At 70.9% G+C, this 26,452-nt stretch carries 24 protein-coding genes and 5 pseudogenes; 12 read left to right on the forward strand and 17 right to left on the reverse strand.

Annotated features, from left to right (window positions below):
* Positions 1-263: 263 nt before the first annotated feature.
* Together ACLIYP_RS00370 and ACLIYP_RS00375 are read left to right on the forward strand one after the other, a co-directional pair.
* A complete protein-coding gene (locus ACLIYP_RS00370; RefSeq protein ID WP_412711128.1) occupies positions 264-1,013 on the forward strand; it encodes a TIGR02391 family protein in 750 nt (249 codons plus the stop codon).
* A gap of 721 nt (positions 1,014-1,734) precedes the next feature.
* Complete coding sequence (locus ACLIYP_RS00375) at positions 1,735-2,784, forward strand: HNH endonuclease (protein WP_412711129.1); 1,050 nt, start codon at positions 1,735-1,737, stop codon at positions 2,782-2,784.
* Positions 2,785-2,806: 22 nt separating this feature from the next.
* Here the strand turns inward: ACLIYP_RS00375 and ACLIYP_RS00380 are convergent, their stop codons facing one another.
* From ACLIYP_RS00380 to ACLIYP_RS00410, 7 genes are all read right to left on the reverse strand, one after another.
* Entirely contained in the window at positions 2,807-3,814 is a 1,008-nt protein-coding gene (locus ACLIYP_RS00380) for a hypothetical protein (RefSeq protein ID WP_412711130.1), read from the reverse strand.
* Positions 3,815-4,544: 730 nt separating this feature from the next.
* Positions 4,545-5,285: a DUF6283 family protein gene (locus ACLIYP_RS00385; protein WP_412711131.1), complete on the reverse strand. Its 741-nt coding sequence runs from the start codon at positions 5,283-5,285 to the stop codon at positions 4,545-4,547.
* Positions 5,282-5,461, reverse strand: a complete 180-nt coding sequence (locus tag ACLIYP_RS00390) for a hypothetical protein (RefSeq protein WP_412711132.1) — start codon at positions 5,459-5,461, stop codon at positions 5,282-5,284. Before ACLIYP_RS00390 ends, ACLIYP_RS00385 begins: the two co-directional genes overlap by 4 nt.
* Before the next feature lie 69 nt (positions 5,462-5,530).
* On the reverse strand, positions 5,531-5,968 hold the full coding sequence (locus ACLIYP_RS00395) for an HNH endonuclease family protein (RefSeq protein ID WP_412711189.1): 438 nt from the start codon (positions 5,966-5,968) through the stop codon (positions 5,531-5,533).
* Positions 5,917-7,062 (reverse strand): DUF6417 family protein, encoded by a 1,146-nt coding sequence (locus ACLIYP_RS00400; RefSeq protein ID WP_412711133.1) that lies wholly within the window; start codon positions 7,060-7,062, stop codon positions 5,917-5,919. Before ACLIYP_RS00400 ends, ACLIYP_RS00395 begins: the two co-directional genes overlap by 52 nt.
* A gap of 171 nt (positions 7,063-7,233) precedes the next feature.
* Positions 7,234-7,914 (reverse strand): Lsr2 family DNA-binding protein, encoded by a 681-nt coding sequence (locus ACLIYP_RS00405; RefSeq protein ID WP_412711134.1) that lies wholly within the window; start codon positions 7,912-7,914, stop codon positions 7,234-7,236.
* Positions 7,911-12,671, reverse strand: coding sequence for an RHS repeat-associated core domain-containing protein (locus tag ACLIYP_RS00410; RefSeq protein WP_412711135.1), 4,761 nt, complete (start codon positions 12,669-12,671; stop codon positions 7,911-7,913). Before ACLIYP_RS00410 ends, ACLIYP_RS00405 begins: the two co-directional genes overlap by 4 nt.
* 261 nt (positions 12,672-12,932) lie before the next feature.
* On the opposite strand from ACLIYP_RS00410, the pseudogene ACLIYP_RS00415 reads away from it, so the two are divergent.
* Positions 12,933-13,799, forward strand: a pseudogene (locus ACLIYP_RS00415) (IS5 family transposase).
* Here ACLIYP_RS00415 and ACLIYP_RS00420 read toward each other — a convergent pair.
* Complete coding sequence (locus ACLIYP_RS00420; RefSeq protein WP_412711136.1) at positions 13,759-14,157, reverse strand: hypothetical protein; 399 nt, start codon at positions 14,155-14,157, stop codon at positions 13,759-13,761. The pseudogene ACLIYP_RS00415 and the gene ACLIYP_RS00420 overlap by 41 nt on opposite strands.
* 118 nt (positions 14,158-14,275) lie before the next feature.
* Positions 14,276-14,905 carry an SMI1/KNR4 family protein gene (locus ACLIYP_RS00425; protein WP_412711137.1) on the reverse strand — a complete coding sequence of 210 codons (630 nt, stop codon included), beginning with the start codon at positions 14,903-14,905 and terminating at the stop codon, positions 14,276-14,278.
* A gap of 451 nt (positions 14,906-15,356) precedes the next feature.
* Here ACLIYP_RS00425 and ACLIYP_RS00430 point away from each other — a divergent pair.
* Positions 15,357-15,722: pseudogene (locus ACLIYP_RS00430) on the forward strand (transposase family protein); the annotation flags it as partial.
* Between the two features lie 38 nt (positions 15,723-15,760).
* On the opposite strand, the gene ACLIYP_RS00435 reads toward ACLIYP_RS00430, so the two are convergent.
* The 3 genes from ACLIYP_RS00435 to ACLIYP_RS00445 all read right to left on the reverse strand — a co-directional run bounded on the left by ACLIYP_RS00435 (position 15,761) and on the right by ACLIYP_RS00445 (position 17,927).
* Positions 15,761-16,042 (reverse strand): transposase, encoded by a 282-nt coding sequence (locus ACLIYP_RS00435; protein WP_412711138.1) that lies wholly within the window; start codon positions 16,040-16,042, stop codon positions 15,761-15,763.
* 250 nt (positions 16,043-16,292) lie between these two features.
* The gene (locus tag ACLIYP_RS00440) at positions 16,293-17,108 is read right to left on the reverse strand and encodes an alpha/beta fold hydrolase (RefSeq protein WP_412711139.1); all 816 of its coding nucleotides are present in this window, start codon (positions 17,106-17,108) and stop codon (positions 16,293-16,295) included.
* 153 nt (positions 17,109-17,261) lie between these two features.
* A complete protein-coding gene (locus ACLIYP_RS00445) occupies positions 17,262-17,927 on the reverse strand; it encodes a DUF4097 family beta strand repeat-containing protein (protein ID WP_412711140.1) in 666 nt (221 codons plus the stop codon).
* A gap of 221 nt (positions 17,928-18,148) precedes the next feature.
* Between ACLIYP_RS00445 and ACLIYP_RS00450 the strand changes: the two genes are divergently transcribed.
* From ACLIYP_RS00450 to ACLIYP_RS00460, 3 genes are all read left to right on the forward strand, one after another.
* A complete protein-coding gene (locus ACLIYP_RS00450; RefSeq protein WP_412711141.1) occupies positions 18,149-18,874 on the forward strand; it encodes a GbsR/MarR family transcriptional regulator in 726 nt (241 codons plus the stop codon).
* 88 nt (positions 18,875-18,962) lie between these two features.
* A complete protein-coding gene (locus ACLIYP_RS00455; protein ID WP_412711142.1) occupies positions 18,963-19,316 on the forward strand; it encodes a hypothetical protein in 354 nt (117 codons plus the stop codon).
* Entirely contained in the window at positions 19,313-19,708 is a 396-nt protein-coding gene (locus ACLIYP_RS00460; RefSeq protein WP_412711143.1) for a DUF5958 family protein, read from the forward strand. Before ACLIYP_RS00455 ends, ACLIYP_RS00460 begins: the two co-directional genes overlap by 4 nt.
* A 58-nt stretch (positions 19,709-19,766) precedes the next feature.
* Here the strand turns inward: ACLIYP_RS00460 and ACLIYP_RS00465 are convergent.
* Both ACLIYP_RS00465 and ACLIYP_RS00470 read right to left on the reverse strand, forming a co-directional pair.
* Positions 19,767-19,970: pseudogene (locus tag ACLIYP_RS00465) on the reverse strand (DUF4253 domain-containing protein); the annotation flags it as partial.
* 94 nt (positions 19,971-20,064) lie between these two features.
* Positions 20,065-20,874, reverse strand: a pseudogene (locus ACLIYP_RS00470) (AraC family transcriptional regulator); the annotation flags it as partial.
* Between the two features lie 116 nt (positions 20,875-20,990).
* Here ACLIYP_RS00470 and ACLIYP_RS00475 point away from each other — a divergent pair.
* Positions 20,991-21,743: a hypothetical protein gene (locus ACLIYP_RS00475; RefSeq protein ID WP_412711144.1), complete on the forward strand. Its 753-nt coding sequence runs from the start codon at positions 20,991-20,993 to the stop codon at positions 21,741-21,743.
* Between the two features lie 536 nt (positions 21,744-22,279).
* Here the strand turns inward: ACLIYP_RS00475 and ACLIYP_RS00480 are convergent.
* Positions 22,280-22,762 (reverse strand): ATP-binding domain-containing protein, encoded by a 483-nt coding sequence (locus ACLIYP_RS00480; RefSeq protein ID WP_412711145.1) that lies wholly within the window; start codon positions 22,760-22,762, stop codon positions 22,280-22,282.
* Here ACLIYP_RS00480 and ACLIYP_RS00485 point away from each other — a divergent pair.
* Both ACLIYP_RS00485 and ACLIYP_RS00490 read left to right on the forward strand, forming a co-directional pair.
* The gene (locus tag ACLIYP_RS00485; RefSeq protein ID WP_412711146.1) at positions 22,752-22,898 is read left to right on the forward strand and encodes a helicase associated domain-containing protein; all 147 of its coding nucleotides are present in this window, start codon (positions 22,752-22,754) and stop codon (positions 22,896-22,898) included. The genes ACLIYP_RS00480 and ACLIYP_RS00485 overlap by 11 nt on opposite strands.
* Positions 22,899-22,989: 91 nt before the next feature.
* On the forward strand, positions 22,990-24,048 hold the full coding sequence (locus ACLIYP_RS00490) for an NAD(P)-dependent oxidoreductase (protein ID WP_412711147.1): 1,059 nt from the start codon (positions 22,990-22,992) through the stop codon (positions 24,046-24,048).
* A 235-nt stretch (positions 24,049-24,283) separates the two neighbouring features.
* Here the strand turns inward: ACLIYP_RS00490 and ACLIYP_RS00495 are convergent, their stop codons facing one another.
* On the reverse strand, positions 24,284-24,799 hold the full coding sequence (locus tag ACLIYP_RS00495) for a YfbM family protein (protein ID WP_412711148.1): 516 nt from the start codon (positions 24,797-24,799) through the stop codon (positions 24,284-24,286).
* 85 nt (positions 24,800-24,884) lie between these two features.
* Positions 24,885-25,523 carry an SMI1/KNR4 family protein gene (locus tag ACLIYP_RS00500; RefSeq protein ID WP_412711149.1) on the reverse strand — a complete coding sequence of 213 codons (639 nt, stop codon included), beginning with the start codon at positions 25,521-25,523 and terminating at the stop codon, positions 24,885-24,887.
* Positions 25,524-25,632: 109 nt separating this feature from the next.
* Between ACLIYP_RS00500 and ACLIYP_RS00505 the strand changes: the two genes are divergently transcribed.
* Both ACLIYP_RS00505 and ACLIYP_RS00510 read left to right on the forward strand, forming a co-directional pair.
* A complete protein-coding gene (locus tag ACLIYP_RS00505) occupies positions 25,633-26,100 on the forward strand; it encodes a hypothetical protein (RefSeq protein WP_412711150.1) in 468 nt (155 codons plus the stop codon).
* Positions 26,101-26,256: 156 nt separating this feature from the next.
* Positions 26,257-26,406, forward strand: a pseudogene (locus ACLIYP_RS00510) (acyl-CoA desaturase); the annotation flags it as partial.
* Positions 26,407-26,452: the final 46 nt, after the last annotated feature.

The raw sequence follows: 26,452 nt of genomic DNA on the forward strand, positions 1-26,452 counted from the left end.
GTGATCAGCGGCGCTGCTCGGCCCACGGGTTTGCCTGCCCGGGTGCTCGTCGGCAGCGCCCGTGTTCTCGCGCGGGAGATTGCCCCACCTGGTTTTCAGGCCGTGGCTGGCCTCTTGGGGGGTTGCCGGCGGCCGGGCATGGCGGCCCCGCCGGTGCCAAGCTCTCTTCTCGCGCTCGCGTTCTCTGTCGTGCCGTGTCCGGCGTGCGGGTGCGCCTTGGCTCGCGGGTCCTCATGGTGTCCGGGCCGACTACGCTCCCGGGGATGGACCACGCCTTCGCAGTACGGAAGTTGACGGAGTTCCTCGACCTCGTCGGCGGCTACCTCTTCGAAGTGGACCTCGCTACCAGCGATGAGGGGAGACAGTTGCCGGCCTGGCCTCAGCAGCTCGTTGTGCAGGAAGCCGTGGCCCGGCAGATCGCCAACGCCTACTCACCCGGGCTGGGCGATGTCGAACGCGATGACATGGAAAACGACGCCACCTACTGGCACCGGGTACGCACCGCCGCCGCTCAGGCGCTCGGCATGGCCTCCTCCGCCGAGGAGATAGCGGCCTTCCTGCGCCCCACCTCGCCAGCCATCGCCGCCGACTGTCTCCATCCGTGGGCCTGGGAGCCGGCCGCGCCGCTGTGGGCCGCCGAGGCCCGTCAGGACGCTGTCCTCGCTGCGGCCCGCACCGTCAACCGCCGGCTTCAGCAGAAACTCGGGCGTCATGACATCGGTGAGACCGATCTGTGCATGCAGGCTTTCGACCTTAAGGCAGCTCAGCCGGGGAAACCACGGCTGCGGTTTCCGGGTAACCGGACGACAGCGACATGGCGGGCCCGTCAGGATGGGGCGAAGTACTTCACCGCAGGCGCCTTCCTCGCCATTCGCAACGTCGCGGCCCACGAGGAAGCCGTGGACTGGTCCCGGCAGGACGCTCTGGAACACCTGGCGGCCCTGAGCATCGTCGCCCGCTGGATCGAGGAGTGCACGATCGAGCAAGCACAACCGTCCGAGCCACCCCAGTGACTTCGGGATGGCTCCGTGCATGCTGTCCGACGACGTTCGTCGATAAGCCAGCAAGGCGGTCGGGAGCGAAGGGGCCGGAAGACGTTCGCCGGTTGCAGGAAGGCAGGTGGCCGGCCACCGTGTCCGCCGGCGTCCGGCCACCATCGGTGCCTGCCAACAGGATCATCGGCATGACACCGCTGCTTCTCACCGACACCGAACGAGCTGTCCGCAGCAGGTGGAGCGCCGAGACGTGCACACCCGAGTTCCGAGAGAAAACCCCACTCAAGCCAGACCGAGCGGACAAAGTATGACGGAGATCATTTCTCGTGGCATCCTCGGCATGATATAAGGCAGAGTTTATCAGCCCGCGACGTGCGCCGCACTTGCCCACCTGACCCTCTTGGCAGCAATGTTTACCGAATTCGAGAAAGAGCCCTTCCGCCCATCCGGTACACAACACCTGGTGTGCGCCGCGATACCCGCTGGCTTCGGCGCCCCTGTGTACGCGGCCCGGCGACCCGACGACGCGTCACTCAAGGCTCTCTGGCCCTACCCAGCACTGCCAGGTGGTTTACACACGGCCGGATCCCTCAGGAAGGATGGGTTGCGCCCCCCGAACCTTTTCCGCCCTGACGGGTACGTTCTCGGCCCTCCGGGTAAGGCTTTCATCTCTGGGGACGGCACCTGGGACAGCAGCCAGACATCCGGCTGGATGGAAACTATCTACAGGCCCGCACCCGTGTACTACGCGAACCGTGCGGTCCCCTTCTCAGCTCCGCCGACTGTTGAACAACTGGCGGCTGAACGGCGCGGCGCGATCGACTGGGCCCAGGAGGCGCTCGACGACCCACACACTGTCATCCTCGCCATCAACGCCGTCGGATCGCTGGCGCCGACTACAGACCCGATCGCACGGGCCACGCCCTACGAGATAGCGCTCACCTCGGCGAAGGGTCTTGAAAAGTGGCATCAATTCATCAATCCGCAGTGGGATAACCGCTTTATGCAACAAATCGACCCACATGGTGCAATTCCCGCCGACATCGAAGAAGCGCCCACTTTTCGGGATGTTCATGAAGCGCTCACACGCAGGCTCTCCGGTAAGAGAGTCATCACCTACGGACGCAACATGGTTTACGCCACCTTGTACTCGGCGCTGGAATACGCATGGCTGGGAGGCGCTCTTCCGGAAGGGGCCGTATGGCCAGATACCCTACAGACACTGCGGGGCCTGGAACAGATCCACTGGGAATGCGCGCGCTTGCGGCACGCGGAACTCGAGAACGAGTGGGACATAACGGAAGGACACTACGCCCTCCCCTCACCACTACCAGCCGGAAACGCCGTCCAGCAGTGCAGGGAAGTCGCGAAAATCCTGCAACACATGGCAACACCGGCGCTGCGCTATGCGGAGCTGAACGCGCGGGCTGAGCGGGCCGTACGCGAGGGCAGAAGCCACATCCCGCGTGACTTCTCCGAAACTCGCCGGAGCCGCATCCCCGCATCACGCCAAGCAGTCCTCGAACGGAGCAAAGGCGCCTGTGAAAACCCTGACTGCCCCGATCTTCGCTACACCTCCGCCCGCAGTAGAAACGGAACCTATCTCCTGGAGGTGGACCATATCGACGACCATGCCGAGGGAGGCGAGGACCTGCCTCGCTCCATGATTGCCCTCTGCCCGAACTGTCATGCCATCAAAACGCGAACAGCTGTGGCCAAAGATTTCCGTGCGTCGCTTCGCGCCGCGGCCCTGGCTAACCACCACCGCATGCTTGGCGGCAGCACTTGATGGCGGTCGGTATCGGCGCGGGTCAGGCCGGATCCGACCTGACCGGCGGACGGAACGGCCCCGCGAGCTGGCTGGCTGGCTGGCTGGCTGCGGTACGTCTTCCCCACTGCTGCGGGGAGGTTGTGTTCTCCCCCGATGGGTGATGAGTCACCCCCTCTGCCGGAATTCTGACGGTGGTCAGGTCGTGCCGGGCCCGGGGTGGCAGGCCCCGGGGGTCAGGGTGCGGTCGCCAGGGTGCGGTCGAGTTCGGCGGTGATGTGCCAGGTGCCGTCGGGCTGGTCGGTGACCTCGGCGCGCAAAAGGACCGGGCCAGCGGGCCGCCGGTCTCCTCCGCCCAGGGGCCCAGGTGGGGCAGGAGGCGGGCGGTGGGGTCGTCGGTCCAGTCCAGCAGGAGCATCTGGTGGGGGGCACACCGTTCCAGGTCCCAGGTCAGGACGTCCAGGGCGGTCAGTGACTGGACGCGGTGCCAGGGCCGGGCGGCGACCTCCAGCGGCCACCATGCCGACAGGCACACCGTCAGGTGCAGGGGGCCGGTGGCCTGCCACCAGGCCCTCTCGGGCAGGCCGGTGCTGCGGCCGGCGGTGATGCCGGTCAGGTCCGGGCGCAGCGGGTCGTGGAGGACCAGGTGCTGCACCGGGGGGAAGACCGCTTCGTGCAGGTCGTCGTCATAGCGGGTGGCGGCCCGGCGCCGGCGGAACCGGCCGTCGGCCGCGTCGGGGTGCAGGTCGGGGACCGGTCCCCAGTGCATCGCCGCCTCCTCCCAAGGGACGGTCTCGACCTCGTGGTCGGTGAGCCAGGTGGGGGTGAAGTACCGCAGGGGCCCGGCCGCGTCCTGGGCGTCCTTGACCGCGTGCAGGTGGGGTGAGCGGTGGCAGGCGGCGCGGGAGATGGCGTGTGCGGTGGCCCACCGCCACGGGTCGGGCCGGTGGGCGGGGGTGTCCGGCAGGGCCGGGGTGGTGGGCAGGGAGCGGTCGGGGGCAGGGTGGAACTCGTGGTCGGCGGCCTCGGGCCAGCCGTGGTCGCGCAGCACGCGGTTGACGGCCGCCCGCCACAGGGCGCGGCCCGGGTCGTGGTGGAGGGGGCGGGGTACCGCTCCCGGGCGTCACAGCCGGTCGTTGACCGCGGCGACCGCGCCTACGCGGCCGTCGCGGCGTGCTCCGGCGGCCGCGTAGGCGGCCAGACGCTCGGCGTGATCGTGCAGCGTCGTCGGCTGGGAGGTCATGGCCGCTGAGGATGGCAGCGTCCGCTCTGGTGCGGGGCCGGAAGCCGGGAGGGTTCCCCCCGACGAGGGAGCCGGACAAAGCGCCCCGCCACCTGGGGCGGGTCCGGTCTGGGTGCCCCGGTGCGCTGCCGCGCGCCGGGCAGGACGCACCGGCCGCCGGAGGGCGGCCAGAGGACGGGCCGCTGCGCGGCCGGTGCGGCTTGTGTGCTCTGACCTGCCAGGCACACCCCGGCGGGGCAGGACCGCCCACGGTCCGCGTCCTTGCTTTCGAAGGCGCCAGTCGGCTTGAAGTCTTGCCATCGGAGGTGCGGACGGGTCAAGGAACGGGCGGAGCGCTGGCGGCGGGGGCGTCCGAATGCCGCCGCCGAGCGGTGCCGTCAGCGCCGGAACGCGGATGCTGCGCGGTGATCTACGGGGCTGCCGCGGAGTATTCCGGGGCCGACGGCCTGGACGGCGGGGGCATCGGCATCCTGCACACGGGCCGAGCGGACTCGAGTCGAGCGTCCCGCCCCGGAGGCTGTCCGCCGGTGTTGTCGCCTCAGTCGCTCCGGGACGGTTCCTCGCGCCCGTCGGTGAGGGCGTTCATCGCAACGAAGTCCTCCTCCTCGGTCTCCGTTGCCGCGCCCGGGTACAGGGCCGGCAGGGCGGGGTCGACGCCGTTGGCGGCGGCCATCTCGGCGTAGCTGCCGTACACGGTCGTTCCGTCGGGCAGTTGGGGCGTGGGCAGCGCGCCGGAGCGCAGCAGGTTCAGCACACCGGGGTTGCCGTCGGCCCCGGCCAGGAGCCAGCCCGCGCAGAGCAGGGGCCGGGCGGGGGTGCCGGCGTGGCAGCCGAACCGGCCCGTGGGGCCGCCTGTGCGGTTGCCGGGCGCGGAGTGGAGGAAGGCCTGGGGCGGGAACTGGCCGCGGGGGGCGTCCCGGCGCCATGGGCAGGGCTCTGCGCCTGCGCCTGCGCAGGGGCGGCGGGGTGCGGCCGGGGGGCCGTCGTACGCCACACCGGTCACGCCCCAGGTGTCGTCGGCGGGCCGGTGGGCCACCACGCGCGGGCTGGGCCGCGGCGCGGGGTGTGCCGCCGAGGCGGGCGGCGCCTCGGAGCTGGGGGGCTGTCCGGCGGCCAGGCGGGCGTTGATGTCCTGGAGGACTTCCTCGGCCGTCATGCCGTGGCGGGCGGCCAGTTCGGCCAGGCGGGCGCGCACCCGCCGGTCGTGTTCGTGGTCTGTGGCGCAGCGGGGCGGGCCGCCCGGCTGTCCGGTGGTGGCGGGGGCGTCGATGCCGCTCACGAGTGGTTGTTCTCGGTGGCGTTGCAGCGGCGGCACCGGGCTTCCCCGGCGGCCGGGTAGGCGTGCTCGGGGTAGGTGCGCTCGCCGGGCGGGCGGCAGGGGTCGGTCAGCTCGGGGATGGTGTGCTTCATCCCGCCGATGGGCGGGGTGTATGCGCTGTGGTTGTGGGTGCTCATGGCTGGTTGTCCTCGGTGGTGTTGGCGCGGGCAGGCGGGGCGGGCTTGCCGCACCAGGCAGGGCGGGTGTCAGGGGGCGGGGGTGTAGGAGAGGCGGGTGTCGGGGCAGTCGGCGGCGAGGTCTTCCAGCGCCGACCGTTCGGCGGTGTCGGCGGTCAGGGACCAGCGGAGCTTGGTGGCGATCCAGTCCGCGGCGTAGGTGCAGTGTGTGTCGGTGGCCGGGGGAAGCCATTCGGCCGGGTCCTGGTCGCCCTTGGAGCGGTTGGTGGCCGCGGTGACCGCGATCAGGGCGTAGTCGGCGTCCAGGTCGTTGGCGAAGGCCTCACGGCGCTGGGCGTCCCAGGAGTGGGCGCCCGAGTCCCAGGCCTCGGCCAGGGGGACCATGTGGTCGATGTCGAGGCGGGCGGGGTCGGTGACGGTCTGCTGGTCGTAGGCGGAGTGCCAGCGGCCGCCGGTCAGCGCACACCCCTCCCCCTGCCTGGGGGGCTCGGTCGCTTCGGCGAGCAGGACTTCCCGCCGGGTGTCGCAACCGTCCTGGTCGGCGTCGGTCCAGTGGCGGAAAACTTCTCCCGCTCGTAGCCGTCGCGGGACTCTGGCGCGGTCTCCAGCCGGGTGAGGGCCTCGGCCAGTTCAAGCCCCTCCCCCGCCCCGCCGGTGTCCGAGATGGCGGGTGCGGTGGCCGGCGCGGACGGTTTGGCGTCATCGGCCACCCCGCCCGTTTCGGTGCCGCACCCGGCCACCAGCAGCAGCGCGGCGGTGGCGGGCAGGACGGACAGGCGGCGGGGCGAGAGCACGTCACATCTCCAGGACACGGGCTGCGTTGGGCGCCTCATCGTTCCAGAGCACTTCAGCGCCCCTCCACCCCGCACCAGCAGGCCAGCAGCGAGGCGGCGTACACCCGATCCGGTCAAAGGCGCCGGTCGTTCCAGGGCCACCGCGTCGACCGTCGCGGGCCCGGTCGTCGAGGTGGTGGGGATGGGGTGGTGGGGATGGGGTGGAGGGATGGGGTGGGGGTGGGTGAGGCCGCAAGTGCGGTGAAGGCGGTTGCGGGCGGTCACCTGCCCGGCCAGCGCCTCCAGATGCACGGCGTGGGCCATGCCGGCCAGGCCGGTGTCGTCGAGCTGGAGACGCCACCGGTTGGTGGCGGTGTCGTAGTGGGCCTCGATCAGTGCCTCCCACAGGGTGCCGGCCGCCGCGGGGGCGGCGGCCGGGCCGGGCAGGAGGTGGGTGTAGCGGCTCAGTAGCAGCATCTCGTGCGGTTGCAGGGCGACCTCTTGGTAGGCGGGGTCGGCTGCCTTCGCCGTCCGGGCCGGGCACGGCCGGTCGGCGTTGGTGCGGTGGTGGTGCCAGGCCAGCGCGTCCAGCCCCGCGGGCGTGATCCGGGCGGCCCGGGCCTCGGGCGGGCGGGTGGCGTGGGCGCGCAGCACCTCGGCGGCGGGGACGGTGCGGTACAGCCCGGCCCATTCCAGCGCCCGCACCGCCCGCTCCTCCAGGGGGCCGCCGACCGGCAGCCAGGTCTGCCGCACCGTCTCCCCCGCCCACTCCGCCGCTGCCAAGCGCTCCAGGACCGCCCACTGCCCGCCGGTGATTTTGTCGGTCATCCCCGCCTGCCCCTCTCTCGCCGAAGCCGGGGGCCGCTGCCCCCGGATCCACGGGGAGGGATCATGGCCCACCGCGCACCGGCCGCGTGGTGTTCTCGCCCGTACACCACCCGTACAACTGCCGCCTGCCGGTGCCGTCACGGCGCGGGAGCACTACGGCGGGGTGGTGGTTCAGGCGGGGTGGGCTTCTTCCCAGGCCTGGAGGATGGTGGCGGGGATGCGTCCGCGGTCGGGGAGGTCGTAGCCGTTGGCGCGGGCCCATGCGCGTACCGCCTGGGAGTCGATGCGCCGCCCGGTGCTGGGGGGCGATGCCGGTGCGGGGCCGCTCTGGGCGGGAGAGGGGGTGAAGGAGGTTCCCGCGTCGAGGAGGTCGTCAGGGAAAACGGGGACCTGGAGCTGTCCGCCGAGTACGGCGGTGAGGAAGTCGGTGAGGGTGCCGTCGAAGGTGTACCAGTCGTGGCCGCGGGCCTCGTTGACGGTGATGCGCCAGGCGTCGGGGGCGGTTTGGGGTGTGGTGATCCAGAACAGGTGGTTGCCGTTGTCGGTCACCCCGATGGCGAACAGCGCCTGGGGGTCGTGGGGGACGGGGAACCTGTCCTGGTCGCGGTCCTGGGTGAGCTGGGCACGCAGGGTGGCGGGCATGGGGCCGGTGAGGTTGACCCACGGGGTGGGCGCGTGGGGGTGATAGATACGGAGGAAGTCGCAGAACGCGCCGGGCCCGTAGGCGGAGGCCAGGTGTTTGTAGTCGCCGGGTAGGCGCAGGCCGAGGGTGGTCTCGACGGTCGGCCAGTCCACGGCCGGGGGTGTGGCGGGTGGGGGGCAGAGCTGGGTCAGGTCGTCGAGGCCGGTCATGGCTGGAGTCCTTGGCGGTGTCGCTGCTGCTGTGCGTGGGCGGGGTTGTCCAGGGTGGTGTCCACGATCGTCTTCCCTTTTTGATCGTAGGCTTCGAGCTGGATGTACTTCGGTACGGAGTCCTTCTGGTCGTCGCTGTACTCGAGGTAGACGTTGTAGGTGACGATCTTTCCGTCTTTTTTGACCGCGTCGTAGATATCTTGTTCGAAGTCCCGCATTTCGGGGCTGTTGGTGGGGTTCTGGGTGATGGTGAAGAGATTGTCCAGGGTGTCGCCGGAGCCGCCGAGCATGTTGGCCAGGATGTGTCCTCGTGCCTGGTTGTAGTCGCCGCCGAGGAAGCCGGGGGGTCTGAGTGACTGCCTGGCGTCTGTGCCTTCGTCGAGCATGTCCCGGGTGACGGTGGCGTTCATCTCGTACGGGCGTCCGTGCTGGTCGCGGGTGAAGGTGACGCGTCCGCCCCAGGTCGGGTCCGCTTCGCAGCCGGCCAGGCCGAGGGGGTCGGCCAGGGTGAAGGGGTTGGGGACGTAGGCGTAGTGGTTGATGGCGGGGGCGAGGCCGAGGGGGTCGGGGGTGATGTAGCGGCCGAGGGCGGGGTCGTAGTAGCGGTTGAGGTTGTAGTGGAGGCCGGTTTCGGGGTCGTGGTACTGGCCGGGGTAGCGCAGCGGGGTGTAGGCGGTGGCGTCGCGGTTCCACTGGGTGGCGCCCCAGGTGGTGCTGCGTGCTCGCCAGGCGATGTCGCCGTCGGGGTCGATGAGTTCGCTGGGGCTGCCGTCGAGGTGGGCGACGATCGCGAAGAAGCGCCGGTCGACCTCGTGCTGGTCGGTGTCGGTTTTCGTCTCGCGTTGGGCCAGTGGGTGCAGGCCGGTGTAGTCCCAGGTGAGGGTGGTGGGGCCGGTGGTCTGTTCGGCCAGTTGGGCGCCGTCCCAGCAGTAGGTGGTGGTCTCCAGGAGCCGGCCGTCGGGGTCCAGGTGGTGTTTGGCGATGCGGCGGCCCAGGGCGTCGTAGCGGTAGTGCCAGCGGGTGCCGCCCGGGGTTTGGAGGTGGGTGAGGCGGTCTTCGGCGTCCCAGTGGAAGTGCCAGGTGAGGGTCTTGCCGGACAGGGTGGTGGTCTGGCGGCGGATGAGGCGGCCGGCGGGGTCGTAGTGGTAGTGGGTGCGGCCGGCTCGGGTGATGCGGGTGCCCTGCTGGGTGCGGGGGCCGGCGGTGTCCTGGCCGGGGGCCTGGGCGGGCAGGGTGGCGTGGGTCTGGTCGCCGGCTGCGTTGTAGGCGTAGGTTTCCCGCCAGCCGCGGGCCTGGACGGCGGTGATGCGGCCGGAGGGGTCGAGGGTGAGGGTGCGGGGGCCGGCCAGGGTGTCGTCGATGCCGGTGGGGGTGCCGTCGGCCCGGTAGGTGAAGGTGCGGGTCAGGATGTCGGTGCCGGGTGTGGTCAGGGACTGGCCGGTGAGGCGGCCGAGGGTGTCCCAGGTGTGGCGGAGGGTCAGGCGGCCGTCGATGTCTCGGGTGGTCTCGCGGCCGAGGGCGTCGCGGTCGAAGTGGAAGGTGTGTTCGCCCGTCTCGTAGGCGGTCAGGCCTTGGGGGGTGTAGGTGAGGGTGCTGGTGGCGCCGGAGGGGGTGCGGCGGTGGGTGCGGCGGCCGAGCGCGTCGTAGGCGTGGGCGAGGGTGCGGTCGTTGACCGTCTCGGCGGTGATGCGGCCGGCGGCGTCCCGTTCCAGTTCGATGGTGGCGTGGGCGTTGGTGATGCGGGTGAGGTGGCCGGTTTCGTCGTGGGCGAAGGTGGAGACCGGTCCGTCGCCGTGGCGTAGTTCGGTGACGCGGCCGAGGGTGTCGCGTTCGAAGGTCAGGGTCTGGCCGGCGGCGTTGGTGCGGGATATGAGGCGGCCGGCCGGGTCGTGTTCGTAGGTGATGGTGCGGCCGTCGAAGTCGGTCTCGCGGGTCAGACGGCCGGCCGCGTCGTAGGTGTAGTGCCAGGTCAGGCCCTGGGCGTTGGTGACGCGGGTCAGGCGTAGTTCGGTGTCGTGGGCGAAGCGGTATTCGCCGTCGGTGGTGCGGGTGGCGGTGGGCTGGTCGAAGTGGGTGTGGGTGTGGGTGCTGGTGCGGCCCATGCGGTCGGTGTGGCGCAGCAGGTTGCCTTCGCCGTCCCAGGTCCATTCCTCCCGGGTGCCGTCGGGGAGCTCCCGCCAGGCCGGTTTTCCCTCCACGGTCCAGGCCTGGCGGACGGTGTGGCCCAGGGCGTCGGTGGCTGCGGTGACGCGGCCGAAGGCGTCCCGTATACAGGTGGCGGTTGCGCCGTCGGGGGCGGTGACCGCCTCGGGGAGGCCGGCCGGGTTGGGGGTGATCCGTGTGGTCTGGCCCAGGGCGTCGCGGATGGCGGTCAGGTGGCCGTGGGCGTTGACCTCGTACTCGGTTCTCGCGCCGGCCGGGTCGGTCGTGGAGGCCAGGTTGCCGCGGTCGTCGTAGGTGTAGCGCGTCCGCCGGCCGCCGCGTTCGGTGATCTCGACGGGGAGGTGCAGGTGGTTGTAGGCGGCGGTGGTGCGTGCCCCGTCGGGCGCGGTCATCGCGGTGAGGTTGCCGTGCTCGTCGCGTTCGAAGCGGGTGGTGTGGCCCAGGGGGTCGGTGACGGCCAGGAGGCGGTCGTAGGGGTCGAAGTCGAAGTGTGTGGTGTGGCCCAGGGGGTCGGTTTCGGTGACGACCTGGTGGGCCTGGTTGATGCGGAAGGCGGTGGTGGCGCCGGTGGAGTCGGTGAAGTGGGTGGTGCGGTGGCCGTCCGCCCCGGCGGGCTGGTAGGCGAAGGTGGACGACAGGAAGCCGGCCGGGCCGGTCGTGCGGCTGACCCGTCCTTCGGTGTCGTAGACGTAGTGGTAGGTGGAGTCGTTGCGGTCGGTCCAGGACGTGATCCGCCCGTCCGGGTCGTAGGTGAAGCGCAGCGGCCGGCCGGAGGAGTTCGTCACGGTCTCCAGGCGGCCGGCTTCGTCGTACCCGAAGGCCGTGATGCGGGTGGGGCCGTTTGGGGTGCGGAGGCTGATGTCTGCGATGCGGTCCAGGTCCGCGTCCCGCGACAGGGTCACGCGGTAGCCGCCGTCGTGGGTCACCGCGGTGGGCAGGCCGCCCTCGCTCCGCGCGAGGTGGACGCTGTTGCCGTTGCGGTCCTCGATCTCGTTCAGCCAGTACAGGCTGCCCTGGTGAGGGCTGCCGGTGAAGTAGCGGGTGATCCCGGAGCGGATATCGGTGACCGCGTAGGTCACCTCGCCCAGGACGCTGCTTTCGGCGAAGGCCAGGGGCAGCCGGTCGCCTTCCAGGGGCCAGACCGGGTCGCTTCCCTCGCCGGGGAGGGCCGGGTAGGCGAGGATCGATCCGTCCTCGCGCGCCCACAGGGTGCCGCGGTCGGTCACCTCCAGGCGCTCGTCCAGGGTGGAGGCCCAAGTGGGGCCGAACCAGTGTCCCCAGCGGTAGCTGGAGAGGTGGGTGCGGCGCAGCACCAGCGGCAGTACCCCCGGCAGGGCCAGGTCGGTGTGGGCCAGGACCATCTCGCCGCTGGCCACGTCGACCGGGTCGGTCTTGCAGCGGCGCTTGGACAGCGGGATCGCCTTCTCCCGGGGCTGCTCCGAGGCGTCCCGCAGGGAACGGGGCCGCTCCCCGCCGCGGCGGGAGCCGGGACTACCGGGCCGGTCAGCCCCGCCGGGGCCTTTCCCGCCTTGGCCGCCGCGGCCGTCTCCGCCGTCGACCTTGATCTTGTCGAAGGAGTCCTTGGTGCGGCGGTCGTTGTCCTTGTGGGAGCCGGCGATACCGCGCACGCCCTTGGGCAGGGCGCCGCCCATGTGGTCGCCGAGCTGTTTGGTGGCCTTCTCCAGGGAGGCCATCATCTTGTCGGCGACGGTGTCGATGGCCTGGGCGACGTCGTCCTTGCCGCGGGTGCGGTTGTGGCTGCTCTTGGCTTTGGTCAGCTTGCCGGTGGTGCGGCCGTTGATCGAGGTGCTGACGCTGTTGAGCTTGGTCGCGGCCCGGTCGTGCTCGTCCTCGTCGATGTCCAGGGTGCCCAGCATCCCGCCCAGGCTCGGCAGGCCGCCCGCTGCGGGGCCGTCGGCGGAGGCCAGGTGCAGGGACTCCTTGCCGGACTGCACGCCGTCGGCGAAGCCTTCCCGGCCGGCCGCGCCGACCTGTGCGATGTCGACGCCGTCCTGGGTGCCCAGGCCGTTGGAGGCGAGCTGGACGACCAGTTCGGCGGCCATGTTCTCCAGCGCGGCCGCCGCGGGCTCGGTCATGGCGGTGACGATCTGCTCCACCGCCAGGTCCATCATCTCCTTGATCGCCCGCTTGACCGCGATCCGGCAGGCCTGGATCGCGCCCGCGCCGATCAGCGTGGACAGCCCCGCGGTGAACGGGGCGGCGGCCAGGGAGATACCGGCCGAGGCCGCGCACGCGGTCAGCTCCCCGACGGCCACCCACTTGCGGCCTTCGATGATGTCGGCCGCCGCGTCCATGGCATCGGCGAAGATCCGGGCCGCGTCGCCCAGATCCTTCAGATGCTTGTCCTTGACCTTGCCCCAGTAGCCGTTCAGCGCGCCCAGCGCCTCGCTCTGCCCGGAGGAGATCAGCCGCTGCATGCTCTGGTGCGCGGCGTGGGAGTCCTCGTCCACGTCGTCGGCGAAGTCCCGCAGGTCCTTGGCCATGTCGCGGTACGCGTCCTCGTCGACGTTGGGCCAGCCCACCCCGATCAGATCCAGAATGGTGTCCACACCGTCCGGCAGCACCACCGCCATGACTCGGCCCCCCTCTTCGCCGCCCCGCCCCGCGCAAGTCGGCCAACTACTCTTCCACAGGCGCTGGTTGGGCACCGAACGGTTTCCGGGCGATCCCCCGCCGCAGCCCCCAGCAGAAGATGATCATGCCAGGTTCCGCGTCCCTCCCCCACCACAGACAGCCGCCAGCCCGCCACAGGCTGAGGGTGGCCCGGGGCAGCTGAAAATCTCCAACCGAATGATCACCGGTGTGGGTCGACCGATTTCGACGCTGCGTTGATCATGCTGGAAGTCGAGGTGGTACGGCCGGAGCCGTGGGAGGTCGGCGACGAGCTATGGGCGGTGGTCGAGCCGCTGCTGCCGAGGGGCGAGCGCCGCACGCACCGCGCCCGGGGCACAAGCGGCCAGATGGCCGGGGTGCCGCAGGGGGTCCTGTTGGTGCTGCACACCCAAGGTCTCTTGGGAGCATCTGCCGCAGGAGCCGGGCTTCGGCTCGGGGGATGGTCTGCCGGAGGTGTCTGGCCGAGTGGCACCGGGCCGGCGTGTGGCAGCGCCTTCATGAGGTCCTGCCGACCGGACTCCGGGTCGCCAGCGCCCTTGTTTTCTCCCGTGCGGCCGTGGACTCCGCGCACGTTAGAGCCTTGAGACGAGGGCCCAAGAGGGGACGAAACCCTGTTGGCCGGGGCGGGGCGGGCAGCAGGCACCATCTGGTCACCGACGGCAGCGGGATTCCACTCGTCTGCGCGCTCACCGGCGGCAACCGCAGCGACGTCGCCCAGCTCGTCCCGCTGCAGGAGGCGGTGCCGCCAGTGCGCGGCGAGCGTGGAAGACCCCTTCGGCGGCTGGATACGGTGCTCGCCGCCCACTGCTACGACCATGACAAGCATCGGTGCCTGTGCGCGAGCTGGGCATCAAACCGTGATTGCCCGTCGTGGCACTCGACACGGCTCCGGCCTGGGCACTCGGAGGTGAGGGGTTGAGCGCGCGTTCGTGCTGCTGCACCACTTCCGCCGGCTGCGGATCTGCTGGGAGGCCCGCGACGACGTCTGCGAAGCCTTTCTCGTCCTGGGGTGTGCATTGATCTGCTGGCGCCGCCTGAAGGCGTGGGTCAGGAGAGGGTCTCGCCCTCACGCAGCAACCACTCCCTGACGCTGGGCGCGCTGTCCAGGAGCCGCCTGATCTGCGTTCCCTCGTCGCGCGAGGTCACCCTCGGCAGTGAGGCGAAGTCACCGGGGAGCACGTCCAGCAGGCTCCTGACGCGTTCTCCGGTATGCAGGGCAATCAGTAGCTCGCACCGCAGGTGAGCGGGGACATCCGGGCGGTGGGACAGGTCGTGCCACAGGACCGGCCACAGGTAGTGGACTCCGGCGGGAGCGGCGTTCACCGCCACCCACGAGGGGTCCAGGCGTTGACTGAGACCGAGATCGAGGGCGCGCTCCTCCAACTCCAGTAGCGAGGCCGTGGCTATGGCCTTGAGTTCACGAGGCAGCGACTGGTCCGAGTTCACGGACTCATGCTCCCGCAGGGCCCCGGCAACGGCGCAGCAGGTCAAGTGCGGCATTCCGTTGGGAGTTCTACGTGGACCACGGCCCTTCGGCACGACCGTCGCCGCCCGGAGGGGACGGTCAGCTGAACTCCATGCCGAAGTACGGGTCGGCGTCGCCTGTGTAGGGGTCGACGCCGGACTCCCACCGTCGTTGTTCCTCGCGCCAGTGGAGGAAGCACGCAGAGGGCTCTCCCCAGAGGGAGGCGTCGCTGAGCGGGCACTCCTCGAAGCCCTTGGCGAACAGACGCCGGAGGAACTCCGTCATTCCGCAGTCGTAGATCTTCCAGTGGGGCCAGCCGTGCCGCTCCCACACGACGACGGGCCACTTGTCGGGGTCAGGGTCGGCAGTGAGCCAGCCGAGCATGTCGGCTCCGCAGCTGACGCCCCAGGCGAGGACGGAGGCGGGGCCGGCATCGATCCCTTCCGGCCCGCCGCCGTATTCCCACATGTGCCGCATATTGGCCGTCTCGCCCGCCATGCTCCCGAATCCCGGGCCCTGTGACGGTTGTGCGCTCGCCTCGGGCACGAGGACGCTCAGCACGCCGTCGATGCCTCCGGCTCCGTACGTGCTCATGAAGGCGACGTAGTCGGACGGGAAGTCCACCCCCCACGTTCGCCGCATCGCGTCCCAGTCCACCTGCTCGTCGGCGCCGTCATGCGGCGGCATCACCGCCCTGAGCGCGGCAAGAACTGTCTCCTGAGACGGCATGTCCCCTCCAAGTGTGGTGCTCGTCGGACGACCGTACCGGGCACCACCGACACCGAGGAGGGCGCTCCCCGACCGACCAGCGCGACGCGGAAGACTCTGCACGCCCGAACCCCTCGACACCTCGACCGAGCCGGGCCGAGGCACCGAGGGCCCCTTCCGCTGAAGGCGGGACGCGGAACACGGCCGGGGATCGCCGGCTGGCCAGACCGGCGACCCCGCGGACCATTGACCGTCCCGCCGCCGAGGAGCCATCCGGGGCATGACTTCAGGGTGGGGCAGGCTGTGCTGGTGGGCGGAGTTGCTGCCCGGCCGTTCGGTGTGGCCAGAACTGGCCGTCAGCCCGGCTCCGGTGTACAAGCCACGTCCCAGGCCACCGGCTACTGGGGGCACCACCCGGCCGAAGGCTGGGGGACTACCTGCACGAAGGCATCGACGTCTGCTCCGGACGGCACCCCTGTGGGTCTCCGACGTCGAGCCCGGCAGCGTCCCCGACATCACCGCCGCCCGCCTGCATGCCCTGCCCGCCCTTTACAGGACCGCCGCCGAGGGCCTTCCGACCCTGGCGGACAAGGGCTACATCGGCGCGGGTATCGGCATCCGCATCCCGGTCCGTCGCCCAAAAGGCAAGTCAGGAGAGGCACTTCACACCGATACCCGCATGCCCAACATGCTGCGGCGACACGTCCGCGCCCTGGGCGAGCGCACCGCCGCCGAGCTCAAGCAGCGATGGCGCACCCTGCAGCACGTCACGCTCAGCCCCAGCCGGATCGGTGACATCACCCGAGCAGCCCTCGTCCTCAACGGAATCTGGAAGTGATCACCACTGAGAAAACCTCACTCACCGGTCGTCCTCCTTCACGAAGAAGGCGGTCGCTTTTTCAGGATCTCGATCGTCTGCTGCTGTTCGCGGACCTCCTTGCGCAGCCACTTGAGTTCCTCGCGCTCGGCGCTGCTCAATTCGCCGGGAGTGCCCTCGCCCCGGTCGGCCTTCGCCCGGCGGTACCGGCCGCGCAGGGACTCGGAGCTGATCCCGAGTTCCCGGGCGACGGCGGTGACCGTCCTGCCCGAGGAATCGACGAGCGCGATGGCGTCCCGCTTGAACTCCTCGGTGTACCGCTTCGTGTACTTGCTTCCCACCTGGTGCTACTTCCTCTGGAACCTCAGGTCCCAGTTTCCAGGTGTCCACGATCAAGGGAAAGCTTCAGTCGGCCGCCCCGGGCAGCGTAGCCGCAGCCCCCTGCCGGTGACGGCGCCGGACGTGTCACCGGGATGGCCGGAGGCGCGGATGGACAACGGGCCGGGCATGAACGCGGAAATCGTGATCCTGTGGCGCTTCCTCCGAGCCGGAGTGCTGGGCGTACTGCCCAGCGACGTTGCCCGCTCCTCGTCAGAGCCCCCGGCGGTCGAGGGCGGCGACCTCGCGCACGGCCTCGGCGACGGCGCGGAAGTCTTTCCTGAGGATCGCACCGTGGTTGCTCGCGACCTTCACGCTCTTGATGTCCGGGTTGCGGGCGGTGACCGCATCGAGGCTGGTGCGTATCCGTTCCTGCTCGTCACCGCGGCTTCCCAGGGAGGTCCCCGAAGCGACCACGTACCGCACCGGGACGGCGATGCCGGCCAGCACGGGGCCCAGTTCGCGCTCACGGGAGAGCCGGCCGAGCTCGATGTTGCTGTTCGCCATCTGTTCGGCGGTCATTCGCGGGGCCAGCCCCGTCGGGCGCAGCAGCGGCAGGAAGCAGCTCATCCGCTGGAACGACTTCCGGATCCGCTCCTCCATGGCCTCGTCGAGCCAGTCGTACGGGTACGCGCCATCGACCAGGACCGCGCCCAGGGCACGCTCCGGATTCCGGCCGGCCCAGTGCGCGCCGACGACCGCCCCGTAGGACCAGCCCACCACCAGCGCCCGATCCACTCCCCTGGCCTCGAGAACGGTATCGACGTCCCGGACTGCGGCCTCGAAGGAATAGTCCGCCGAGCGCTTCGACTTCCTGCCGCGGGCCCGCTCGTCGTAGGTGATGTGCCGCCACTGCGTGCCCAGTTCGCCGATGGTCCGCCGCCAGTATCCCTGCGTGGCGAACTGGCCGTTGAGGTAGATCACGGGGGTGCCGGGGCCGCCGCTGTCGGTGACGGCCAGGGCCGTGTCGTCGACCGGCACCATGCCGGTCCACTGCGCAGTGGCCGGGGAAGTGTTGTCCTTCGTCATGTGTTCCTCCTGATCGCGTGAGAGCTTCCTGTACGGCTTCTCCCGGTCCCGTATGTGGATCGCGGGTTCTTCGGGATGGATGGCGGTGCCTTCGGCGACGACCGGCGGAATCGGTCGCGGTGAGTCCGGCCGGATCGTGCGGTTTCCGCTCTTTCAGCGGCTGCGGGCGGTGATGTCGCCGTGGGATGTGGTGGCACGGATGTCGAGTTCGGCGGTTCCGGCGTTCTTCAGGGCGTTGCTGACGCGGCCGTAGGCGGTACCGGCGTCCAGGGCGGCCGGGACACCGGCTGCGGCGGCGATCGAGATGTCGCCGTGCTCGGTGCGCAGCGTGACCGTGCCGCGCAGGGCCTCGGCGATGTGGATGTCGCCCTTCTGGGTGCTGATCTGTGCGGGGCCGCCCAGGCGGCCGACCGAGATGTCGCCGGCCTGCAGGGTGAGGCTGGCGCTCGCGGTCTCGTCGAGCTTGACTGTGGCCTGCGCGCCCTCGAAGGTGACGTCGCCGAGCCGTCCGACGCCCCGGAACTCGGCGAGGGCCGCCTTCGCCTCGACGCGGGAGCCGGCGGGCAGTTGGACGGTCACCTCGATGGATCCGGAGTCGCCGAGGATCCGGTTCTTCCCCGGAGAGGTCTCGATTCGCAGGACACCGCCACCGTATTCGCCCCTGGTCCGTTCGGCCGCCTTCACGTCGCGGCCGTTCGAGGGGTTCGCGGGCAGGACCTCGACCACGGTGTCGGCCCGGTCGGCGGCGATGAACCGGATGCGTCCCGCGGGGATGTCGAGGATTGCGGAGACCGGGGCGGGGGTGTCGAACTTCTGCATCGTGCTCTCCCTTGACTCGTTTTTTCTTACACCGGAAACGCTACGTTGCATTCAATTATCCATCAACATCTTTGTCGCACGGGAGGACCATAACAGCAGGTGGAAGCCGATAAATCGTTGCAACTCCGATCAGGATTAACGCAACGACAATCATCCATTCGTTGCAATGGATTGAGCGTGAACGCTATCTTGAAGCCATCGGGAGAACGAGGGAGACCGCGATGCCGGGAAGCAGGCTCACCCAGCAGGAACGCCGACAGATCGTGCAGGGACTGGGCGACGGCCTGGCCTACGCCGAGATCGCCAGACGTCTCGATCGTCCGACCTCGACGATCACGCGTGAGGTGATGCGCAACGGCGGCCCCGCCGGCTACCGGGCCGACCTGGCCCAGCGCGCCACCGAACGCCGCACCCGCCGGCGCAGGCAGGCCGTGCCAGGAGAACCGCAGACGCTCCCGCAGGCACACGGAGGTGTCTCCGAGGCTGTACGCGAGTACGAGGAGACATTCGCCGCCGCCTTCATGGCCTCGGGCATGCCGAGGATGATGTCCCGGGTGATGGCCTGCCTCGCCCTCACCGACACCGGCAGCCTCACCGCCTCCGAACTCGCCCAGCGCCTCCAAGTCAGCCCGGCGTCCATCTCCAAAGCGGTCGCGTTCCTCGACAGCCAGGGTTTCGTCCGCCGGGAACGCGGCGAACGCCGCCGCGAGCGCTACGTCGTCGACGACGACGTCTGGTACCGGTCGATGATGGCCAGCGCCCGTTCCACCGCCCAACTCGTCGACACCGCGCGGCAGGGCATCGGCGTCCTCGGCCCCGGCACCCCGGCCGCCGCCCGCCTCGAGAACGTCGCCCGCTTCCTCGGCTTCGTCAGCGAGAGCATCGCCCGCGCCGCGGAGCAGGCCCGCGACGTTCTTCACACCAAACCCGGGACGACCTCGGACTGAGCCGATTCGAGGAGGACAGGACCCGGTTTCGTGCAGCGCGCACGCGGCTTCCGCACAGGAGAACGCGTACGCCACGTCCCGGAGGCGGGTGGCCGGGCAAGCCGTGTCGATGGCCCGGCCGGCCACCGCGAGCGCCACACGGTCGAGTACGGAACCAACCCCCCAAAAAAAGCACCGCGCCGCCGCCGCGCGCCACGGCAAGCCGGCGGCCCGCTACAAGGCGACCCTCCTCGTCGCCGCCGTCAACGAGTGGCTGTGCCGCTCGGCCATGCCGGCGGTGGCCCTCGTCCTGGCCCGCGAAGGCGTCCTGGTCGACCAGGTCCACCCACTGCAGACTGCTCGCTGGGCCGACGACGCCGAGGGCGCGGCCGATCCGGCAGTGCTGCTCGGAACCCTGATCACCGCTGCAAAGCGGCGTCCGTCCCACTGGAGGCAGTCGTGAACGAACGCGATGTCCTGCTCAACGAGCTCGCGCAGGGGCTGCGCCCGATGTCCCAGGGCCTCGAATGGTTCGACGGCCTCGGACGGGAACAGCAGTCCGAGGTGCTGCTGTCCCTGCGCCATCACTGCGTTCAGGCGCGCGCGGTCACCGAGGACGCACCGGAGAGCATCCGCCGTGCCGGGCTGCGCCCGACGCATACACCCGCAGTGCTGATCTCACGAGGCCGGATGGACGAGCAACTGGGAAAGATCGCCGGTCTTGCGCCCCTGGACGAACGCCGCAAGGCGTTCCGGCTGCTGATCGCGGTGCTCGCGATCGCCGACGGACGGCGCCGCGAGCGCTTCTGCTCCGGCGGCTGCAGTCACTGGTGGCACAGACTGTCCGCCGCCTGACACTCCAGCACCGCACTCCGAGGGCCACTTCCCAGTCGAACGTCTTCCGGGCAGCGGGTCAGTCCCACCAGAAGTCCCAGCAGTGGGCACCGGTGATCCGCTCGGCGTATGCGGCCAGTGCGTACGGCCTGCTGCCCTGCCAGATGTCGTCCGGGCAGAAGGCGAAGTGCTCGACCGAGGCCAGGAGAGCCTCGTGCTCGTCCACGGAAGGCGAGGCGACGCTGAGGTGCAGCATGGAGAAGCCGACCCCTACGACACGAGCACCGAACCGTCGCCCCCCCCCCGGCCTCGGGCGACCGCTGAGAACCCCACAGTGCCATCACCACAGTCACAGGAACCGGATGCCGGGGGACTCGTCATGAGGGTGCGCCGGCCGGCTGCGGGGGCGGGGCCGTCGCGGTGCGCCGATACGCGCTGGGGCTGATGCCGCGGGTTCGTTTGAACGCCGCGCTGAACGCGAACGCGTCGGAGTAGCCCACGGCGCGGGCGATCTCCGCGACAGTCGCCGTCTCGCGCTCGGTCAGCAGGTCCGCCGCGAGCGTCATGCGCCAGCGGGTGAGGTAGGTCAGGGGCGGTTCGCCGACCAGGTCGGTGAACCGCTTCGCCAGCGTGGCCCGCGACACCCCGGTCCGGCTGGCCAGCGAGGCAACCGTCCACGGCGCCGCCGGTTCCCCGTGCAGCAGGCGCAGCGCGCCGCCCACCACCGGGTCGCGCCCGGCGGAGTACCAGCCCGGCGGAGTACCGCCGGGCCGGTCGAAGTACTCGCGCAGCGCGCACACCAGCATCCAGTCCAGCAGCCGGTCGAGGACGATCTGCTGGCCCGGGGTGTCGGCGGCGACCTCGGCGGCGAGATGGTCCCACACGGGGTCGGGCCCGCCGCCGGACCCCACGCGCAGTACGACGGGCAGCGCGTCCAGCAGCCTGCGACTGATCTCCCCGCGCACCGGATAGGCGCCGACGACCAGGGTCGTCGCGTCCTCCCCGCCGGTACCGGCGTCGTGCCAGCCAAACCGGTGGCGGGTCCCGCCCTGCTCGGGCGTCGAGCAGAACGCGCCGCACTCGACGGGTTCGGCCCGAGTGCCCACCTCGTCGACGAAGAGGAACGGCGCGGGGCCCCGCACGATCACTGTCTCGCCGACGCCCAGACGCTCGGGCCCTTCCGCTTCGGTGCTCGCTACGGCGGGTGCGGTGCCCTTGGATTCCTGCGGCGGAAGCCCGTACGCCGACGTGCGGAAGGCTGGGCTAGGCTCTGCCGGTCCATCACATTCGAGCAGGAGGTTGCGTGCGTCAGGGGAAGCCGCAGGCGAGAACACTGGGAGCGGTCCTGGTCGCCGGGGCGCTGTGGGCGGGCGGCTGCGCGACGGCCCAGGTGCCGGACGGCGCAGCCAAGGCTGCTGACGCCGAGACGTCGGCTGGCACAGCGGGCCGCCCGCTGAGCGTCAAGCAGCTCAAGACACTGGCTTTGCGGGAAGCAGAAGTTCCGCAGGCCGGCCCGGGCGGAACTCCCGTGCAGGAGCGCAAGCTGCGTGCCGGGAGGCCTTCGTTTCCGCCGGTCTCCGACCCTGCCTGTCAGGAGGTTCTCGAGGTCAGCCGCGGCGAAGGCGCGTTCGCCGCCGTCGAGCAGGTCTTCAACTGGAAGGACAGCCTCTGGGCCGGTTCCTCGATCCTCGCCTCCTACAAGGGCACGGGGGCTCAGGAGGCTTTCGCGCGGCTTCAGGCGGGCGTGGAAACCTGCACGTCCTACTCCGGGACCGGCTATGTCGGCGAGTTCCGGGCCCGGCTTGCCGTGGAAAGCCCGCCACGGACCGGGGACGAGGCCGTGAGCTATCGCACCGTGATCCCGCTCGAGGAGCACCTCCTCGGGGTTGAGGAAACCACCGGCGAGGACCCGCTCCGGCAGGAGCAGACCGTTGTGGTTCTCGTCGGTACCACGATAGCGACGTTCAACATGCTGGACGTGGACGGCAGCGCGTCCTTTCCTCCTGACCTGATCGATATCCAAGTCGATCGGCTGAAGAGAGCACAGCGCCGCTGAGAGAAGAGGCCGGAACTGCTGCGAAGGGGCGGGCGCCCGCTGTGCTCGTGCCGCCTCTTCAGCGGCCCGGAACTGTCGGCGGTAGGACGTACTCCTTCCCCATCCCGGCCCAGGGCCTGCCGCCTCACAGCGTGGGTGCGGCTGTCCTGCGGCGGCACAGCAGCATCTCGTGCGGCTGGAGGGCGATCTCCCGCCAGGCCGGGCCAGCCGCCTCAACGCCCAGGCCAGGCACGGCCGGCATCCTGATCCCCCCTGTTCCGGCTGAAGGAACCGGATCGGCCACCCCGGGCGTCCGGGAGCGGCGGCCCCGGCGGGCGAGCGGACCTGAGGCGATCCAGCACGCCTGCCGGGCATGGTCCGGGGCCGGGGCGACGGTGCAGCCCCCATTACCTTCTTGGTGGCCCCGCAACGGGGCACCCGGCCTCCGGAGTCGGCATGACTTTCTCCCCCTGTCGAACACATGGCCTGGGGGGTGGTGTCACCGACTCCGGAGGCATCGGCAGACCGCTGATTAGGGGCATGACCCCCGGCCGAGGTCAGCACACCGATACGTCCACCGCGCGGTCGCGGACCTCTGCCGCCCCGGTCCCGGCGGCGCCGGGAGTGCCCCCGGGATGCTCGGTGAAGCCCAGGAAGCGCGAGACGGGCCCGGTGTGGGTCAGGTGGAGTTCGTGCATGGCCCTGGTACACGCGAGGTAGAGCATGCACCGGTCGATCTCGTCGGCGTAGTTGACGTCGCCCGTGTGCGGGACGATCACTGCGTCGAACTCCAGCCCCTTGGCGATGTGCGCCGAGGTGACGACGATGCCGCCGGTGAACACCGTGGTGCCGTAGTCGAGGAGGGCCGACTCGACGCCGGCATCCGACAGGGCGCGGTGGAGCGTCTCCGCCTGGGCGACGGTCTTGCAGACGATCCCCAGGGAGCGGTGGTCGCCGCGCCGGCGCCACCACCTGGAACGCGCCCTCGCCGCACTCCGCCAATACCGGCAACCGGAAGGACACGTGAAGGTGCCCCGCACATGGATCGAAGCCGTCCGTGACGAGGCCGGGCACTGGCACCCCGTCCGGCTCGGGGTGTGGATCAGCAACCAGCGCCAGAGGCGGGACCGGCTGGACGCCGAACGCGCCGCCGTGCTGGAGGAACTGGGGGTGTAGGACCTCCTGCCGGTACAGGGGCCGGGGCTCTCGCCGTCGGCCACTGGGAGCGTGTACGGTCCACCCGCCGGGAAGGGGGACCATGGGGCGGATGCGAGTGCTGCTGCTGGACGCGGCTCCCGGGGAGCTGCTCGACCGTGAGCTGGAGCGTCTGCTCGGGCACGGTCTGGCCGTCACGCTGAACCTCCGGCGGGTGACCGACCCGGCGGGCGTGCGGGCGGCGTGGGCGGGCCGGGTGGCCTTCGCCGACTTCGACGCCTTCGATGAGTCGGCGCTTGTCGCCGAGACCGTCCGCGGCGGGCTCGGTTACCACGCACTCAAGTCCCGGGCCGGCGTCCCGCTGCGCGCCGCCTTCCTGGCGGCGGCGACCGGCCCGGCGTTGGCCAACCGGCTGAGGGTGATCGGGCGGGCCGGGGCGGGCACCGACCACGTGGACCTGGCCGCCGCCGACCGCCACGGCGTGGCGGTCACCCATACCCCGGGCTCCAACGCGAACGCGGTCGCGGAGTTCGCCCTGGCCCAGTTGCTCGCCCTGACCCGGAACCTGGTGGCACACAACGAGGCCGCGCACGGTGGCCGCTGGAGCACTCCGGCCGCTCCCGCGGTCGAGCTGTCGGAACTGACCCTGGGCATCGCCGGACTGGGTCGGATCGGATCGGCCCTGGCGGGCCGGGCGGCCGCCCTGGGCATGGCCGTCCAGGGTTTCTCCCGCCGCCCGGCACTGGCAAAGGAGTCGGTGGTGCTCCAGGTCGCGTCCCTTGAGGGCCTTCTGGCCACCAGTGACGTGGTGTCGGTGCATCTTCCGCTCACCGAACAAACCCGCTCGATGATCGGTCGGGCGGAACTGGCGCTGATGCGGCCCGGGGCGATCCTGCTGAACACCGCCCGGGGCGGGATCGTCGACGAACAAGCGCTGGCCGACGCGCTGCGCGACCCCGCCCACCCCCTGGCAGCCGCCGCCGTCGACACCTTCGCCCACGAACACGCCGCTTTCGCCTCCCCTCTGTCCGGCGTGCCGGGCGCCCTGCTCACCCCGCACATCGCCGGAATGACCCGGCGCGCCATGGCCGAGGCGGCCCTGCGCTGCGCCGACCACATCGCAGCCCTCCTCACCGGCCGCCCGCACGGCATCCCCCTCGCAACACTATGACGCCCGCACCGACAAGCGACCATGGTGAGCGACCGGGCAGGCTCCCCACCGAACCCGCCACCACGCCGGAGAAGACCAGGCCGCGGGAGGCGGGAAGAGAGGCAGACGCAGAAGGCGTAGTCCGACCGGCAGGCAGCACAGAGCCGGGCAGAGTGGCTCCTGCCCCGCAGCGGGGGCTGGGCGAAGGGGTCTGTGGGTGTCGGGTGGGGCTGTCCGGGCGGAGCCGGAAGCCCGGTCAGGTCAGCATGAGGACGACGGCGTCGCCCGCTGTGGCGGCAGCGCGGAAGAACCGGGTCAGCTCCTGGTAGCGGCGCCGCAGGGTCTCCAGGTCCGCGGGAACCCCGGCCTCGGATTCCGGCAGGAGATAAATTTCGGCGCGGCGCATGGCCGCCAGGTCGTAGTGCCGGGCGAGCTCGCCGAACGGTGTGGCAGCGAGGAAACCGGCAGCCCGGGCGACGTCCTGGGAGTTCAGGTAACGGGCGGGGCCGTAGGCCATCTCCTCTTCCAGCACAAGCACGGCCCCTCCGTGGACAATGTCGACCGGCATACCGCCGTGGGCGGCAAGGAGGTCGTGCAGCTTGTGCCAGGCCTTCTCGATGCTGAAGAACGGCGCCTTCTCCGGCGGCAGCGGATCCCCGCCGGCCCAGGCGTCACCGAGCTCTTCGAGGTGCTTGTGCGCCCAGGCCGGATCGTCCAGCGACCGCCGCAGCTCGGCCGGGGACAGGCGGACGTACTCGCAGTGGATACCCATGAGAAGCGACGCTAACCGCAGGCTCTGACAAGCCACCGGACACGCCCGCCGACCCCCCCGCATTCGACAACCGCCGCCGGGCGGGTCAGGGGTCGAACCGCAGGCCGGCGTACGGGTCCGGCTCGCCCGTCCACGGGTCGATGCCCTGGGCCAGCAGACGCTCCTCCTCGCGCCAGTGCAGGAACCGCCCCGCGCCCGCCCGCCACAGCGTGGTGTCGCTGACCGGGCAGCTGTCGAACTCGCCGGCCAGCAGTCGGCGCAGGAACTCGGCCATACCCACGGGGTGAACGGTCCACCGGGAGACCAGGCTCGGCCGCAGCACCGCGACCGGCCACCGGTCCGGGTGGGCCGGAGAGGTCGGCCAGCACAGGACGTCCGCCGCGGTCGTCACGCCCCAGGCGAGGACATCCCCCGTGGTGCCGCCACCGCCTGCGGCGCTGTCGGCGGCCGAGTCCGGGGGCCACTGGTCGCGTGCGTTCGCCGTCTCGGAAGCCATGCCGCCGTCGTCCATGCGGTCCGGGCCCAGCGGGCGCAGGATCTCGAGGGAGTCGCTGATGCCGCCCGCCCCGTAGACCTGCATGAAGGCCCGGTAGTCGGACGGGAAACACACGCCCCAGGCGGCCGAGAGAGCCTCCCAGTCGACCCCCTCGTCCGCGCCCGCACCCGGAGCAAGAACGGGCCGCAGCGCGGCGACCGCCTCCCGCCCGCGCACTCCACCGGTCACCTCATGCCCCCGTAGGTTGTAGATCCCGCCTCGGAGCACCGTACCCGGGTCCCGCCAAGGAGACGGACGCGCGCCAAGGGCGAGGAGGACCGCAGTGGTGTGCACGCGGATGTCCTGGCGTGGCCCGCACCGCCCCTGGGATGTCCACACCGCCTCCTTCACGCCGCCGCTCGAAGCGGCGATCACCCCGCAGTTCCCGCAGGAGGCGAGCGCCGAGCACCAGGCCCGCTACGACGAGCGGGAGCGGCTGCGCACCCCGCGGCAGGAGCAGCGCACGCCGGACGGCCGGCTCCACGCCGAGTGGGCAGGCGAGCTCCACGCGGCGGCCGAGCGGCTGATGCGCGGTGCCACCGAACACGCCCACACCGCACCCGCAGGGAGGACGGCACGTCCGAGTGCACGAAAATCGCATGGTGCGGAACACTCCCGCGTCGGCGGGGAGGACGCACATGGCCTGGGCATCGCCCCCTCCTACCAGCCCACCCTCGTCGACCCCTTCCGCGACCATCTGCGCCGACGCCGAGCCGAGGAGACGGATGGATGCGCCGCTTCAGGACGTTGCCGACCACCGCCGTAGTGACCACGCGTGCCGGCAGCACACGGCGAAGCTCACCTCCGCCGCACCGCGGGAACACCACCGCGCGACAAGCCCCACCGGACGCGGTCAGCGAGTTCACACCGCTGCTGCGTGACGTCGAGGAACAGGGCTGCTCGACCGGCGCCCCGGCTGGTACGCGCGCACCCGAGGCTCGCCCAGTCCATGGTGAAGGCCCGCTGCCGCGACCTCGGCATCCCCTACGCGGAGACCGACCTCGTCGACTCCTACCGTCAGGCCCTGCGGCACATGTACGAAGTGGGAGAACCGCTGCGTGCCGGCATATGAGGAGCCGACGCCTTGCGCCACTCCGGACGCCGTCGCGGCGCACATA

Source organism: Streptomyces nanhaiensis (assembly GCF_046614825.1).
GTDB classification, from domain to species: domain Bacteria; phylum Actinomycetota; class Actinomycetes; order Streptomycetales; family Streptomycetaceae; genus Streptomyces; species Streptomyces radiopugnans.